Consider the following 14,033-nt stretch of genomic DNA (forward strand, 5'->3'; position numbering starts at 1 on the left):
GCGGCGGCCGGCTACGTCGGGGGGACGGAGGCCTCGGCCAGTCGGGCGATGGCGGTGGCGGCGCGGACGAAGTCGTTGGCGGCCAGGTCGCCGATGGTGGCTATGCCGAAGGCCAGGCGCAGGCCCTCGGCCTCCTCGTCGCTGACGCCGGAGAGGGCGGCCACGGGGGCGTTGACCAGGTCGGCCAGCGGTAGGTCACGGAAGGGCTCGTCGAGCAGGGCGTCCAGGTTCACCGAGACGGGCATGCCCGCAGCATCTCACGGTCCACTGTGCACGCCGGGCTCGTTTCGGATGGTGCGAACCATCCGCACGATGGGGACCGGGGCGCCGCCGCGGTCGTCCTCGATCCGTTCCACCTCCTGGAAGCCGTAGCTGCGGTAGAGCGGCTCGCCGGACAGCGTGGCCATCAACTCGAGCCGGGTGTAGCCCTCGGCCGCGGCGGCCCGCTCGCACAGGCCCAGGATCAGGCGGCCGACCCCGCGGCGGGTGAAGGCGGGGTGGGTGTACATGGCCCGCACCTTGGCCGGGTCCTTCGCGGGGTCGAGCAGGGAGGTGTCGCGGGTCGCGGAGTGGTCGCCGCCGTAGAGCGTGGCCCGCCGGCTCCACCCGCCGCACCCGGCGAGCACGCCGTCGGACTCGATCACGAAGTACGTCCGGTCGTCGATCAGCTGGGTGTCGAGCCCCATGATGGCCGCGCTGCTGCGGATCTGCTCGTCGGTGAGAAATCCCTTCAGCAGCTCGGCGATCGCGAGGTCGACCAGTGCCCGGAGCGCGCCGAGATCATCCGGCGTCGCCAGTCGATGAGTGAGAGTCACTCCCCGATCCAACCCGCTTGACAGGGTCCAGGTCCAGGCGCATGGTGTTAATCGATTAACACGGGGAGGAACGATGGGTGTGCGGAAGCCGACCCTGCGGTCGGTGGCGGAAGCGGCGGGGGTGTCGACGGCCACCGTGTCGTACGCGTTCAGCCGGCCCGACCGGGTCTCGGCCGAGGCCCGGACGCGGGTGCTGGCGGTGGCCGGGGAACTGGGTTACGCGGGTCCGGACGCCAAGGGCCGCTCGTTGCGAACCGGGCGGACGGGCGCCGTCGGCGTCATCTTCACGACCGGGCTGACGTACGCGTTCACCGACCCGTACGTGACGGCCATGCTCGCGGGCCTGGCCGAGGCGCTGGAGCCGAGCCGGACGAGCCTGATGTTCATCCCGTTCGGCGAGGTGAGCGCGGGCATGGCGCCCGACCAGGTGCGGCGGTCGGTCGACGCGGTGCACCGCGCGATGATCGACGGCGCGGTGGCCGACGGGCTCGACGACGACCACCCGGCCGTCCGGGTGCTGGCCGAGCGCGGCATCCCCCTGGTGCGCTCGAACGAGACCGCCGCCGGGCCGTCGGTGGTGATCGACGACCGGCAGGCCGGGCGGGATGTGGGCCGGCACCTGGCCGGGCTCGGGCACCGGGACATCGTGGCCCTGGTAGCCACGCCGCACGAGCCGGGGCGGGTGGTCGAGGTGACCGAACAGACGCCGCTCTTCCCGTACTCGCGGCTACGCCTGACCGGGCTGCGCGAGTCGTTGCCGGCCGATACCCGGCTGCGGGTGATCAGCGGGGGCAGCAACTCCGCGCTCGCGGGGCAGGTGGCGGCCCGGGCTGTGCTGCGGGGGTCGGAAAGGCCGACGGCCATCGCCGCCGACAGCGACGTGCTGGCCGCGGCCGTCGCCGGGGTGGCTCGCGAGCGCGGTCTCTGGCTGGGGGCCGGGCTCTCGCTCACCGGGTTCGACGACCAGCCGGTGGCGGCCGAGCTCGGCCTCACCACGGTGCGTCAGCCCGTACACCGGAAGGGCTTTCTGATGGGACGCATGCTGGTCGACCCGGACTCGGAACGGGGGCGGATCACCCTGCCGACCGAGCTGGTCGTCCGCCGCAGCACCGGGCCGGCCCCCTCCGTACGGCTGGGAGAGTGACGATGTGGTCCGATGAGGTCGACCTCGACGCCTACCTCGAGCGCATCGGCGAGACGGCGCCGGTGCGTCCGGATGCGGCGACACTGAACCGCCTGCACCGCGCGCACGTGGCCGCGATCCGCTTCGAGAATCTCGACGTGATGCTGGGCCGCCCGATCGACGTCACCCTCGCCGCCGTCGAACAGAAGCTGGTGCAGCGGGGCCGGGGCGGCTACTGCTACGAGCACGCCACCCTGTTCGGCGCTGTCCTGCAGGCGATCGGCTTCCGGGTGGACAGGCTGCTCGCCCGCACCGGCGATCCGCTGGAGGAGCCGCGGCCGCGCTCGCACATGACGCTGCGGGTGGCCGCCGGCGACGAGGTGTGGCTGGCCGACGTGGGCTTCGGCAGCGGGCTGCTCGAACCACTCCCCCTCGCGGCCGGGCAGCGCCGTCGGCAGGGCGCCTGGGAGTACGAGCTGGTGGTCGGGCCGGACGGGGCGTGGCGGCTGCGCGAGGGGGCCGAGAGCACGTGGCGCACCGTGCAGACGTTCACCGAGGAGCCGCAGTACCCGGTGGACGTCGAGGTGGCCAACTACGACACGTCGACCAACCCGCGGTCGCCGTTCACCCAGCGCTGCATCGTGATGCGCAAGAACGCGGGCGCGGTGCACAGTCTGATCGGCCGCGAGTACAGCGTCGAGCGGCCGGGGCGGCCCGCACGGCGCGAGACGTTGAGCGACCAGGATTTCGCGTCCGCGCTTCGCACCGAGTTCGCGTTGCGGCTCGAGCCGGCCGAGGTGCGCATGCTGACCGCGACGCTGTGAGCCACGAGCCACGAATTGGCTGCCTCGCGAGCGGGGCGGCGGCTCTACGGTAGCCGCATGACCGTGGGGTTTCACTTCGCCGCGGGGCACGGGGTGGACGCGGACCTGCTGCCGCTGCTGGACGTCTGCCGCGACCTGTACGCCGCGGCGGCCATCTCCGGTCACGCCGAGGCGGACATGGCGGCGGTTGTGCACGCCTTCGGAGAGCCGACTCACTAGGCTGCGCTGGTGGCGAAGTACTTCGACGTGCACCCGGACAACCCGCAGGCGCGTTCCATCCGTCAGGTGGTCGACATCGTCCGGGGCGACGGGGTGATCGCCTACCCGACCGACTCGCTGTTCGCGCTGGGGTGCCGGATGGGCAGCAAGGCCGGCCTCGACCGGATCCGCGAGATCCGGCATCTGGACGACCGGCACCACTTCACGCTGATGTGCCGCGACTTCGCCCAGCTGGGCCAGTTCGTGCAGATCAACAACGCGGCCTTCCGCGCGGTGAAGTCGGCGACCCCGGGCCCGTACACGTTCATCCTGCCCGCCACCAAGGAGGTGCCGCGGCGGCTGCTGCACCCGAAGAAGAAGACCGTCGGCGCGCGCATCCCCGACCACGTCGTGGCCCAGGCGATCCTGGCCGAGCTGGGTGAGCCGCTGCTGTCGACCACCCTGCTGCTGCCCGGTCAGGACGAGCCGATGACGATGGGCTGGGAGATCAAGGAGACGCTCGACCACGTGGTCGACGCGGTGGTCGACTCGGGTGAGGGCGGTGTCGAGCCCACGACCGTGGTCGACCTGTCCGAGGGCGGGCCCGAGATCCTGCGCGTGGGCGCGGGCGACCCGGCCCGGTTCGAGTAGTCAGCCGGTTCCAGCGGTCAGCTCGAGAGCGCGCCGTCCGCGCCCAGGGCGAGGATGACCAGTTCACCGCGGTGGTCGGTGGCGGTCAGGCGATGCTCGTCGAGGCGTTGCAGAGACGCGATGCCCGCGCCGAACTCGCCGGCGAGCGTCGGGCCGACCGGCGGGCCGGTCCAGTCGACGGTCCACGAGAAGAGCCGGAACTCGTACGACGCGGCGACCACGACCGTGCTCTCGGCCGTGCCGAGCAGGGCCACCGTGCGTACGGGCTCAGGCGCGCGCAGCGTGATGCCGCGTTCCACCTCGAAGCCCACCGGGTCGAGGCGGGCCACCCGCACGGCCTGGTGGGCGGCCGACGCGATGACCCGGTCGCCCAGCGCGTCGATGGCGCCGACGCGCAGGTCGTGCTCGACGACCACCGACCGGTTGCCGGGCGGGCCGGCCGTGACGACCCGCCCCTCGGCAGCCAGCACGCCGTTGCGGAACGGCCGGGTCGGCGCGGGCAACGCGGGCAGCGACAGCCCGGGCGTCAGCGGTACGCCGGAGGTGCCGTCGAGCAGGTAGGGCCGGGTCGCGAAGGTGGCCGTGGCCAGCACCGGCCCGCCCACGGCGAGCGAGCAGGTGCGGATCGTCGGGTCGGTCAGCCGCCACACCGGACGGCTCGACGGGTCGATGGCGAAGACCGCTCCGTCGTACGCGCCCGCCAGCACATGCCGCCCGTCGGCCGACCAGGTGACCGAGCGCAGCGGCGCGTCGCCCGCGCGCAGGGTGCGGATCGGGTCGAGATGGGCGTTGCGCAGCTCGATCGCGCCGTCGCGGCGGGCCAGGGCCAGGGTCGACGAGTCGGGCGACCACGCGCAGGCCTCGACGGCGGGAGCGGCCCGGCCGGCCAGCGGGGATCTGTCCTGAGCCAGGTCGCGGACGGCGACGAAGCCGCTCGCGCCGACGGTGGCCACCAGGCCGCTCGCGCTCACGTCGAGGCGCAGACAGTCGTCGATCTCGCCCAGGTACGTCTCCCCGAACGCCTGCCACACGGCCGCCCGCCCGTCGGCCAGCAGGCAGAGCAGGTGCTGGCCGTCGGGCATCCACGAGACGCCGGTGACCGCGGCCGGGTGACCGCCGAGGACCTTCATGAGGTGGGGCGGGCGGTCGTCGACGACCCGCCACACCGCGGCCGTGCCGTCGGCCGAGCCGGTGGCCAGCAGATCGGACGCGCCCGGGTTCCAGGACGCGGCCAGCACGGCCGACTGATGGGCAAATTCGGTCAGGGTCACGGGACGGGCAGGGTCGCTGGTCTCCCACACGGTCACCGTGCCCGCCTGGGCACCGCTCGCCAGCCGCCGGCCGTCGGCCCGGAAGGCAACGCAGTTGACCGGCGCGGCCGGCGCCGGAGCGCTCCCTGCTTTCACGCGACATATGCTGGACACCCCGCAGCAATGAGTCAATACCGTAGTCGGTCCTTAGCGGTCGGTCAGCCGGCCGGTTGAAGTCTCAGCAGACCCGGGCGGCGGCCGGGCAGCGACCCCATCGCTGCGGTGATCGCCCTGCGCAACCGCTCCTCCTCACCCGCCCGGTCGTGGTGCCACGCCGTTCCCCACAGGCGGTGCAACCGCCAGCCGAGCCCGGTGAGCACGGCGGCGGTGAGCCGGTCCCGGTCGCGGGCCGCGCCCATCGAGCCGTAGAACGGGCCGTCGCACTCGACGCCGAGCACGTAGCCGTGGCCCGGCGTCGGATGCCGCACGCCGATGTCCAACCGGTACCCCTGACCGCCCACGCCGGCGTTCGCCTCGTACCCCCACGACCGCACCGTCTCGAGCACTGAGGACACGAACGGGTCGGCGGCCGCGGCCGGGGCCGGGGCGGCGGCCAGGCCGCGCTCGGCAAAATCCAGGTAGGCGGCGAGATGCCGTACGCCCGGGTTGGCCGATTCCGGGATGTCGCGCGACCGGATCGACGAGATGATCTCGACGCGGCGCCGGGCCCGGGTGATCGCCACGTTGAGCCGCCGCCAGCCGTTGGGCTGGTTGAGGGCGCCGAAGTTGCTGCTGACCCGTCCCCGCTCGTCGCGGCCGTACCCGATCGAGAAGATCATCACGTCGCGCTCGTCGCCCTGCACCGACTCGAGGCTCTTCACGAAGAAGCCGGTGAGCCGGTCCCCGTCGAGGAATCGTTCCAGCCCCGGATGGCGGGCCGCCGCCCGCTCGACGGCCGCCTCGATCGCCTCCGCCTGCGCCACCGAGAACGTGACCACGCCCAGCGACAGCTCGGGCCGGGTGGTCAGGCACGAGATGATCCGCCCGGCCACCGCCTCCGCCTCGACCGGGTTGTCCCGGGCGCCGCCGCGGCGGTAGACGCCGGCCGCCGGCACCAGTTCGACGCCGGTCTCCGGATCGGCGCCGGCGCTCGGAAAGGTGAGCAGCCGGCCCTGGTAGAAACGGTGGTTGGCGAAGGCGATCAGCGCCTCGTGCCGACTGCGGTAGTGCCGGCCCAGGCCGAGTCCGGGGAAGGCGCCGCAGGCCTCGGCCAGCTCCAGCACCGACTGGAAGTCGTTGACGTCGGTGCCGTCGTCGCGGTCGGCCCGGGTCGAGAAGAACGAGGTCGGCGGCAGCTGGCGGTCGTCGCCCGCCGCGATCATCGCATCGGCCCGGTAGACGCAGTTGATCGCGTCGGCCGGCGCGAGCTGGGACGCCTCGTCGAAGACGACGACGTCGAAGGTGAGGTCGGGCGGCAGGTACTGGCTGACCGCGAGCGGGGACATCAGGAAACACGGCTTGGCGGCCTGGACGGTCTCGCGGGCCTGGCCGATCAGGTCGCGTACGGGAAGGTGGCGGTTCTGCTTGCGGCCCTCGCGCCGCAGCAGGGCGACCTCGTCCGGCCGATCCGGCCGGCGGGCCTCGACGGCGGCGCTGATGACGGCGGGCGCCTCGACGGCCAGGGCGGCGTCCAGGACGCGGAACTCCTCGACCAGGCGGTCGCGCTCGAGGCCGTCGACCGGGCGCAGGCGCTCGTCGTCGCGCAGCACGGCATCGGCCCACGCTGTCCACAGAGCACGCTCGACCACCGGCCGGATCTGCTCGGCCGGCAGCTCCCGGCAGAAGTCGGCGGTCTCGTCGGGGAGCAGGCTGCGCGCGTGGTCGTAGCCGAGTCGTTCCTGCTGCCCGTGCGGGTCGTCGAGCAGCCGCGCCAGCAGGTCGCCGTCGATCTCGCGGGGCGACGCGAAGGCCGCGGCCACGGCATCGCGGGCCTCCTGCCAGGCGCCGACGCACTCGGTGAGCGCTCGGCCGTCACCGTCGATGAGCGGCTTCCCCCGTGCTTCCCGCGCCCAGGCGATCGCGTCGGCGTCGACGTCGGTCGCGTGGAAGACGGCGGTGCTGCGCAGCCGGGCCAGGTGGGCGGCCTCGGCCAGATCGACGTGGCGACCGAGCACCCGGTCGAAGGCGTCGAGGGCCTCGGCGGCCTTGGAGAGCGGCCCGACGGCGGCCCGGCGACGGGCTGCGGCGGAGCTCAGAGTCTCCGTCGGCGGCTCCCACTCGGCGACGATGCGGGCCTGCGGAGCAAGCCGCACCAGGGCCGGATCGGGCGCCGTACGGCAGATCAGGTCGGCCGCGGCGGGCAGGGCGCCGGGCGGGCTGAGCCGGATCAGGTCGGCCGCGGTCCGCAGGGCGTCCTCGACCGCCGGCTCGCCCCGCCGGTAGCGGCCGAGCAGCGGAGCGTGCCGCCGTTCGGCCGCCGCCCGCTCCCGCAGCGCCCGCTGCCAGGCCACAGCCGCGCCGAGGTGGGCGACGGCGTCGGCCGGTGACACCGTGGGCAGGGCGAACCCGGCGACGGTATCCCAGTCACGGCGGTACGCGGGCAGCAGCTTGCGCAGGCCACGGTGCTCATGGGTGAGCCGGTCGGCCAGCTGCTCCACGGGCTGGTCGACGATCGCGTCGAGGAACCACCGGCGGCACTCGGCCCCGGTCGTGGCCACCGCCTCGGCGCACCGGCGTAGCACGGCAGCCGCCTCGGCGACCCCGGTCAGCACGCCCGGCCCGAACCAGAACGGCTCGGGCCGGTTGGCGCGGGCCGCCGGCTCGGCGACGGCGGCGAACCGGGCCAGGTCGGCGAACGTGATCACCTCGGGCAGGCCGAGCCGGACGGCGAGCGGACCCGCCTCCCGCAGCATGTCGTCGAGGGCGTCCGCCTCCACGGTGTGACGGCGGGCCGCGGCTTCAGCGGCGGCGGCAGTCAGGGTGGACTGCTCGAGGTTGGGCGGGTGCGCTTCGGGCAGCTCGTCCCACTCGACGCCGGCCGCTTCCCGCACCTGCCGGGCAGCGTCGGCGAAACTCCGGAGCTGCTCGTCGGCGCGATCGATCGCGTCCGGGGCGGGCGCGGTCAGCCACTCGTCGGGCACCGTGGCGGGCCGGTTCGCCGCGTGCGTGACCAGGGCGGCGAGCGCTCCGGCGTCGGCCGGGAGACTCAGGCCGTACGCCGGCGCGATGTCCTCGTACGGCCGGATCGCCTCTTCGAACGCCCGCAGAGCCGCCCGGGCCCGGTGAATCGTGTCGTGCATCGGTTGCGTCGCCACGACATCCCGCCAGGCGAAGTCGTCGGCGGCCGCCCGGCGGCATCGGGCCAGCTCGTCGGCGGCGTCCAGCATCCGCCTCAGGCGCTCCGGATCGAGCCCCTCCACGACGGCCGGCGGCATCGGCGCGGCCGGCAGATCCCCCAGCCGGGCGCACTCCCCCAGCGCCTCGTGGAGTGTGCGGCCCAGCGGCTCGCGGCGCTCGTTCATCGCCCGGGCACAGCCGTCCAGGCGCCCTCGCAGCTCCTCGAGCCGCACCCGGTCGACCAGCCCCGCTGCCGCAGGCGGGGCCTTCGCATCGACCGACTCGGCCAGCGCGTGGGCCACCTCTTTGCGGGTCGCCTTGTGGCTGTGCAGTTCCAGCAGGTACGGATCGAGTCCCACCGCCGCCAGCCGGTTACGCACGACCTCGAGAGCGGCCGCCTTCTCCGACACGAAGAGGACGCGCTTCCCCGCATGCATCAAGCAGCCGATCATGTTGGCGATCGTCTGCGACTTCCCCGTGCCGGGAGGCCCGTCGAGCACAAAGCTGCGCCCCGCGACCGCCGCCTCCACACAGGCCCGCTGGGTGGCATCCGCATCGAGAACGAGCGGCAGTTCGAGGTCGGCCGGACTGGACACGACCCGCCCACTGTGGGAGGGGGCGGTGGTGGCCGATTTTACGCCGCCGAAAGAGCCATCAACCCGTTGTCCACAGGCATCGCCGCCCGCGTTGGTGCCAACTTCGTCGACGTCCCGAACCGGCGCTACGCCCGGATCGCCGGCGAGCGCCGCCACCAGCGGATGACGCACGATCCGCGACTCGTTGTCGAGCAGATCGCGATACATCGCCTCCTTGTGAAAGCTGAAGCACGACAGAACCAGGCTCTCGTCCGCGGACCAGTCCAGGTTGCTGACCGTCGAGCGCAGCTCCTCCAGATACGCCCGCACGTCCGGCGCATCCCCGTCGGCGAACCCCGGCACCCTGATCCCCATCCGGCGCAACCGCAGGATCAGCGCCGGATTCACGACCGGTTCGTCGTCACGGAGGCGCAGCTGGGGCACCTCCCCGGGCGCCCGCGCCACCAGCTCGACCGGCAGCAGCAACACCGGGCTGGTGTACGGCGTGTCCTCCTCGCCCCGCCAGTGCAGCGCCCCCACGGCCAGGTGCAGCGTCACCACGCCCCGGTCGAGGAAGTCCTGCCGGGACCGGCGCAGCAGGCGGCGCAGGGTCGTGCCGAGCGGAACCGCCGCCAGCCCGGTGCGGAACAGGCTCCCGGGCGCAGGCTTGGCGCCGGCCGGCAGGAAGCCGTACGGCCGCCCTTCGCGCAGGGCCGCGACGACCTCCGGGACGGCCGGGCCGGTGATGGCCAGGCTGCCGGCCGCGGACGGACGGTGGTTCAGCAGCCGGTTGGCGGCGTCGAGGTTGACCAGGCCGTCACGCCAGGCACGTACGGCCGCTCTCGGCGTTTCTGCCCCCATGGCGACAATTGCACCAAGCCGAGCACTGGTCCCGCTGGAGTTCAGGAGTACTGCTCCTCATCCTCCTTGCGGTAGTCGTTGATCTCGTCGAGGCGGCCCGCCTCGGCCAGCTTCACCCAGGCCGGGTTGCCCAGCAGCACCCGGCCCAGCGCCATCAGGTCGTACTCGCCGCGGGCCCGCCGGTCGAGGAGCTCGCGCATCCGGTCGGAGCGGGCGAAGTCACGGGTGAGGCCGATCGAGCCGACGGTGATCGACGGCAGGCCGGTGAGGTGCTTGGCCCAGCCGGCCAGGTTCCGGTCGCTGCCGTCGAACACGGGCTCCCAGAAGCGGCGCTGCGAGGCGTGCAGCACGTCGGCGCCCGCCGCCCGGAAGCCCTCGAGAATCGTGCCCAGCTCGTGCGGCGTCTCGGCGATGCGGGCGCTGTAGTCGCGCTCCTTGAACTGCGAGAACCGGACGATCAGCGGCATGCACGCGGGGATCTCGGCCCGGACGGCCCGCACCACCTGGGCCGGGAAGTCGCGGTGGCGGCCGCCCGGGTTGGTCACCGGCCAGAGGAACTCGTCGAGCAGGTAGCCGTGGGCAGCGTGCACCTCGATCGCGTCGAAGCCGGCCCGCACGGCGACGCGCGCGGCCTCGGCGTACGCGCGCAACAGCACGCCGAAGTCGCCGCCCGACATCGTCCGCGGTGTCCACGCGTCGCCTTCGAAGAGGCTGCCCAGGTGCCACAGCTGGGCGGCGATCCGGCCGCCGGCCGCGTGCACCTCGGCGGTCACGTGGCGCCATCCGGCCTCGGCCGCGCCCTCGGTGAGCCGCGGGACGTCGCGCTGGTGGCCGGCGCTGGGGTGGTCGACGAGCACGCCCTCGGTGATGATCAGGCCCACGCCGTTGGCGGCGCGGCGGCGGTAGTAGGCGGCGACCTCCGCGGTCGGCACGCCGCCCGGCGAGTGCTCGCGCGTCATCGGGGCCATGACGAACGGGCTGGTCAGCGGCAGGCCGGCCAGGGTGACCGGCTCGATCAGGGCGGTTGTGGTGGTCATACCGACACGGTAAAACTTGACATCCGTGTGAGGGTCAAGCACCTTTCGAGAATGCGTATCGGCGATCTGTCCGCGGCGACCGGCGCCAGCGCCCGGTCGTTGCGGTACTACGAGGAACAGGGCCTGCTGGCCAGCACACGCAGCGGCGGCGGGCAACGGCACTATCCGGCGACGGCCGTCGAGCGGGTCTCGCTGATCCAGTCGCTGTTGTCGGCCGGCCTGAACAGCGCGGCCATCCACGACGTGCTTCCCTGCATCAGCAACGAGGCCATCCGGACGCCGTGGCTGGCCGACCGCCTGACGTCCGAGCTCGATCGGGTGCACAAACAGATCAAGGACCTGCACCGTACGAGGGACATCCTGGCCGGTCTGGTCGAGGAATACCGCGTGCGGTAGCCCCGGTCTCAGCAAACCGCCAGGCAGGTCACAGGCTGTGCTGGACTTAATCACCTACCGTGGTAGTCACCAGTAGAGGAGGCCACTTTGAGCGGTTCCGTCAAGAGACTGCTGATGTCGCTGATCGCGTCGAAGCTGCAGAAGCGGGGCCATCACGGTTACCAGCAGCCCGGCGGCTACGGCCACGGCGCCTATGGGCCGCCGCCCAGCTACGGCCACCACGGCCACTACAAGCATCACGGCCACTACCGCCACCACGGCCACTACAAGAAGCGCCGCCGCTGGTAGTACGGCCGCCGCAAGCCGCCCCGGTGCGCTGCGCCAGCGTGCACCGGGGCTACTGCGTCATCACAGGCCGAAGTGTCACAGGCCGAAGTGTCACAGGCCGAAGTCATCACCGGCCGAAGTCATCACAGGTCGACCAGTTCGACGGACACAGCGGCTACGTCGCCGACCTCGAGCTTCTGCGCCGTGCGGATGGCTCGCTTGACCGGCAGGACGTAGGCGCCGTCACCACCGGGGAAGATCGACGTCAGCCAGTGGCTGGTGCCGATCGAGGCCTTGACGCGCACCGAACCGAAACCGCGGCGCAGCCCGTCCGTCCGGTCGCGGATCTCGTCGGACGCCTCGACCGGCAAGCTGACGAAGGTCCAGCTCTCGGTCTTGCGCGCTTCCCACAACCACAGTTCGCTCTCGAAGTCGACCACCACCGCCAGAGCATGGCACGGGGGTACGACATTGCCCGGTCAAGCCTGCCGAAGCGCCACGCTCAGCGTCATATGCCGTTCCACGTCACGCCAGGCCGGCGTGTGCACCAGCCAGCCCGGGGCCGGAGAGCGCTGCGGCCCGAACAGGTAGCGGTGCCCCACGATGCCGCGCAGAGCCTGATGCACGTCGAGTTTGTCGTCGACGAAGTGCGTGATCCCCAGCTCCGCACAGTGGACGGCCTTGTCGGGCCGCCGCCGGCAGAACCGCACGTTGCCGCGCGGGATCCCGGTGCGGGCGGCGAACTCCTGATGGTCGAGCCACTGCAACGTGTTGCGCTGCACCCGCTCGCCGCACTTCGAGATCAGCCACACCTCCTCGAAGCGAGGCACCAGCCGGGCCAAGGTCTCCAAAGCTCCCGGTACGGCCGGAGTAGCCAGCATCCGAGCCGTGTCCCCACTGAAGAACTGGGTGTCGCCCCCACCCGGCCCACCACCGTCGATGATGACCCGCCCGATGTCGACACCGAGCCGCACATGCGTATCCATGCGTCGAGCCTGGCGGCCGCCGAGCGAGGGCAGAACTATTCTTCTCGCGCACACCATAGCCAGGAGCTATAGCCATCAGCGTGTTCCTCAGGAGTGATGGGCGTCAGGAGCGGTGATGGGCGAACGACACCCAGGTCGGGGTGACCGGGTGGGCGCGTAGCGGCATGCGGGCCTCGGCCGGGGTGCGGTTGCCCTTGCGCTGGTTGCACGCGTAGCAGGCGGCCACGGTGTTGGGCCAGCTGTTGGCGCCGCCGCGCGAGCGGGGCAGCACGTGGTCGATGGTGGAGGCCGCGCGGCCACAGTAGGCGCAGCGCCGGCCGTCGCGGGCCAGCACGCCGGCGCGCGACCACGACGGGCCCCGGCTGTGGCGCCAGCGGGTCACGACGTACGTCACCAGGCATACGACGGTCGGCACCGGCCAGACACCGATGACGCCGTCGGGGCGGGCCTCGTGCACCTCGGCCACCTGCCGCACGAGCATGCGGACGGCGTGCCGCAGGCTCACCCGGTGCAGCGGCCCCAGATCGGCGTTCAGCACCAGCACATCACTCACCGGGTCACCTCCCTGTCGACGTACGTCCGGGAAGCGCCCACGGCGTCACCCGGATATGTGGTCGGGGCGCGCGGCGGCCACGCCACCGCACGACATGAGAAAGAGCATCCTTCTCCCCTGTTTCCCGACCAGTTGGTGATCTCTACGGTAGGGTCCGGCCCGCCGCCAGGACAATGGATTAACCGTTGGGGTGGACAACCACCTTCAAGCCCGTACGGGCGGCCGCCGTCCCGAACGCGTCGGACACCGCGCTGAGCGGGAAGACGTCGGACACCACCGACCTCAGGTCGACCAGTTTCTGCTCGGCCAGCGCGATCGCCCGCGGATAGACCTCGCCCATCCGGCGGGCCGTGACCAGGGTCAGCCCCTTGCGGCGGGCGATCGACGCGCTGAACGTGGTCGTGTCGCCGTCGGGGATGCCGACCAGCACGACCCGGGCGCCCGGCCGGGCCACCCGCAGCGCCGCCTCCACCGCCGAGGGCGAGCCCGAGACCTCGAAGACCACGTCGGCCGCGGCCTCCGCCTCGATCGGCGCCGCGCCCAGCCGGCTGGCCGCGGCCAGCCGGTGCGGCAGCGGTTCGGCTGCCAGCACCCGGGTCGCGCCGCCCCGGAAGGCCAGTTGCACCAGCAGCAGACCGATCGGGCCGCATCCGACGACGGCCACCGAGGAAGCCATCCGGACATGCCCCAGGTCGTACGCGTGCAGCGCTACCCCCAGCGGCTCCAGCATCGCGCCGTCGTCGTCGGAGAGCGAGTCGGGCAGCCGGAACAGCCGATCGGCCGGCCAGGTCAGGTATTGGCGCAGGCCGCCGTCCGCCGCCTTGTGCCCGGCGAAGACGACGTTCAGGCACAGGTTGGGCCACCCGGACAGGCACGGCTCGCAGTGGTGGCACGGGATGGCCGGGTCGATCGCCACCCGTACGCCGTCGTCGGGCCCGCCCCGGATGACGCCGGCCATCTCGTGCCCCAGCACCAGCGGTTTCGCCGGCACGGCGTCGCCGATGCCACCCTCGGTGAACCAGTGCAGATCCGACCCGCAGATCCCGACCGAGGTCACCTCGACCAGGGCGCCGTCGCCGGACGGCGTGGGTTCGTCGTGCAGCCGCACGTCGCCGACGGCATGAAGACGGGACACGAGCATGCAGACCTCCGCGCGAAGAG

The 14,033-nt window shown here is 72.6% G+C and carries 15 protein-coding genes; 6 read left to right on the plus strand and 9 right to left on the minus strand.

Annotated features, from left to right (window positions below):
• Positions 1-11: 11 nt before the first annotated feature.
• On the minus strand, positions 12-245 hold the full coding sequence (locus tag LXN57_RS09145) for a hypothetical protein (RefSeq protein WP_251797576.1): 234 nt from the start codon (positions 243-245) through the stop codon (positions 12-14).
• A 12-nt stretch (positions 246-257) separates the two neighbouring features.
• Entirely contained in the window at positions 258-815 is a 558-nt protein-coding gene (locus LXN57_RS09150) for a GNAT family N-acetyltransferase (RefSeq protein ID WP_251797577.1), read from the minus strand.
• A 73-nt stretch (positions 816-888) separates the two neighbouring features.
• Between LXN57_RS09150 and LXN57_RS09155 the strand changes: the two genes are divergently transcribed.
• Genes LXN57_RS09155 through LXN57_RS09170 form a run of 4 tightly spaced genes read left to right on the plus strand, consistent with a single transcriptional unit; the run spans position 889 to position 3,611 of the window.
• Positions 889-1,959 carry a LacI family DNA-binding transcriptional regulator gene (locus LXN57_RS09155; RefSeq protein WP_251797578.1) on the plus strand — a complete coding sequence of 357 codons (1,071 nt, stop codon included), beginning with the start codon at positions 889-891 and terminating at the stop codon, positions 1,957-1,959.
• A gap of 2 nt (positions 1,960-1,961) precedes the next feature.
• Positions 1,962-2,762, plus strand: a complete 801-nt coding sequence (locus LXN57_RS09160) for an arylamine N-acetyltransferase family protein (RefSeq protein ID WP_251797579.1) — start codon at positions 1,962-1,964, stop codon at positions 2,760-2,762.
• A 57-nt stretch (positions 2,763-2,819) separates the two neighbouring features.
• Positions 2,820-2,981, plus strand: a complete 162-nt coding sequence (locus LXN57_RS09165; protein ID WP_251797580.1) for a hypothetical protein — start codon at positions 2,820-2,822, stop codon at positions 2,979-2,981.
• A 9-nt stretch (positions 2,982-2,990) separates the two neighbouring features.
• Positions 2,991-3,611, plus strand: a complete 621-nt coding sequence (locus tag LXN57_RS09170) for an L-threonylcarbamoyladenylate synthase (RefSeq protein ID WP_251797581.1) — start codon at positions 2,991-2,993, stop codon at positions 3,609-3,611.
• 17 nt (positions 3,612-3,628) lie between these two features.
• Here LXN57_RS09170 and LXN57_RS09175 read toward each other — a convergent pair whose 3' ends face one another.
• The 3 genes from LXN57_RS09175 to LXN57_RS09185 all read right to left on the minus strand — a co-directional run bounded on the left by LXN57_RS09175 (position 3,629) and on the right by LXN57_RS09185 (position 10,670).
• Positions 3,629-5,017: a WD40 repeat domain-containing protein gene (locus LXN57_RS09175; RefSeq protein WP_251797582.1), complete on the minus strand. Its 1,389-nt coding sequence runs from the start codon at positions 5,015-5,017 to the stop codon at positions 3,629-3,631.
• 62 nt (positions 5,018-5,079) lie between these two features.
• On the minus strand, positions 5,080-9,633 hold the full coding sequence (locus LXN57_RS09180; RefSeq protein ID WP_251797583.1) for a PDDEXK-like endonuclease domain-containing protein: 4,554 nt from the start codon (positions 9,631-9,633) through the stop codon (positions 5,080-5,082).
• A 41-nt stretch (positions 9,634-9,674) separates the two neighbouring features.
• On the minus strand, positions 9,675-10,670 hold the full coding sequence (locus LXN57_RS09185; protein ID WP_251797584.1) for an oxidoreductase: 996 nt from the start codon (positions 10,668-10,670) through the stop codon (positions 9,675-9,677).
• A gap of 51 nt (positions 10,671-10,721) precedes the next feature.
• Here LXN57_RS09185 and LXN57_RS09190 point away from each other — a divergent pair, with 51 nt between their 5' ends.
• Positions 10,722-11,066 (plus strand): MerR family transcriptional regulator, encoded by a 345-nt coding sequence (locus LXN57_RS09190; protein ID WP_251797585.1) that lies wholly within the window; start codon positions 10,722-10,724, stop codon positions 11,064-11,066.
• Positions 11,067-11,153: 87 nt separating this feature from the next.
• Positions 11,154-11,354, plus strand: coding sequence for a hypothetical protein (locus tag LXN57_RS09195; RefSeq protein ID WP_251797586.1), 201 nt, complete (start codon positions 11,154-11,156; stop codon positions 11,352-11,354).
• A 122-nt stretch (positions 11,355-11,476) separates the two neighbouring features.
• On the opposite strand, the gene LXN57_RS09200 is transcribed toward LXN57_RS09195, so the two are convergent.
• The 4 genes from LXN57_RS09200 to LXN57_RS09215 all read right to left on the minus strand — a co-directional run bounded on the left by LXN57_RS09200 (position 11,477) and on the right by LXN57_RS09215 (position 14,013).
• A complete protein-coding gene (locus LXN57_RS09200; protein WP_251797587.1) occupies positions 11,477-11,776 on the minus strand; it encodes a DUF1905 domain-containing protein in 300 nt (99 codons plus the stop codon).
• 36 nt (positions 11,777-11,812) lie between these two features.
• Positions 11,813-12,319: a hypothetical protein gene (locus LXN57_RS09205; RefSeq protein ID WP_251797588.1), complete on the minus strand. Its 507-nt coding sequence runs from the start codon at positions 12,317-12,319 to the stop codon at positions 11,813-11,815.
• Positions 12,320-12,422: 103 nt separating this feature from the next.
• Positions 12,423-12,872, minus strand: a complete 450-nt coding sequence (locus LXN57_RS09210) for an HNH endonuclease (RefSeq protein ID WP_251797589.1) — start codon at positions 12,870-12,872, stop codon at positions 12,423-12,425.
• 178 nt (positions 12,873-13,050) lie between these two features.
• A complete protein-coding gene (locus LXN57_RS09215) occupies positions 13,051-14,013 on the minus strand; it encodes a zinc-dependent alcohol dehydrogenase (protein WP_251797590.1) in 963 nt (320 codons plus the stop codon).
• Between the last annotated feature and the right edge of the window lie 20 nt (positions 14,014-14,033).

The sequence above is a fragment of the Paractinoplanes hotanensis genome (genome assembly GCF_023717965.1).
GTDB classification, from domain to species: Bacteria; Actinomycetota; Actinomycetes; order Mycobacteriales; family Micromonosporaceae; genus Actinoplanes; species Actinoplanes polyasparticus.

Bases quoted from the DNA above. Each gene is read 5' to 3' on its own strand.
- LXN57_RS09145 (WP_251797576.1), bottom strand. From the start codon at position 245: ATGCCCGTCTCGGTGAACCTGGACGCCCTGCTCGACGAGCCCTTCCGT.
- LXN57_RS09155 (WP_251797578.1), top strand. From the start codon at position 889: ATGGGTGTGCGGAAGCCGACCCTGCGGTCGGTGGCGGAAGCGGCGGGG.
- LXN57_RS09160 (WP_251797579.1), top strand. From the start codon at position 1,962: ATGTGGTCCGATGAGGTCGACCTCGACGCCTACCTCGAGCGCATCGGC.
- LXN57_RS09165 (WP_251797580.1), top strand. From the start codon at position 2,820: ATGACCGTGGGGTTTCACTTCGCCGCGGGGCACGGGGTGGACGCGGAC.
- LXN57_RS09180 (WP_251797583.1), bottom strand. From the start codon at position 9,633: ATGGGGGCAGAAACGCCGAGAGCGGCCGTACGTGCCTGGCGTGACGGC.
- LXN57_RS09185 (WP_251797584.1), bottom strand. From the start codon at position 10,670: ATGACCACCACAACCGCCCTGATCGAGCCGGTCACCCTGGCCGGCCTG.
- LXN57_RS09190 (WP_251797585.1), top strand. From the start codon at position 10,722: ATGCGTATCGGCGATCTGTCCGCGGCGACCGGCGCCAGCGCCCGGTCG.
- LXN57_RS09205 (WP_251797588.1), bottom strand. From the start codon at position 12,319: ATGGATACGCATGTGCGGCTCGGTGTCGACATCGGGCGGGTCATCATC.
- LXN57_RS09215 (WP_251797590.1), bottom strand. From the start codon at position 14,013: ATGCTCGTGTCCCGTCTTCATGCCGTCGGCGACGTGCGGCTGCACGAC.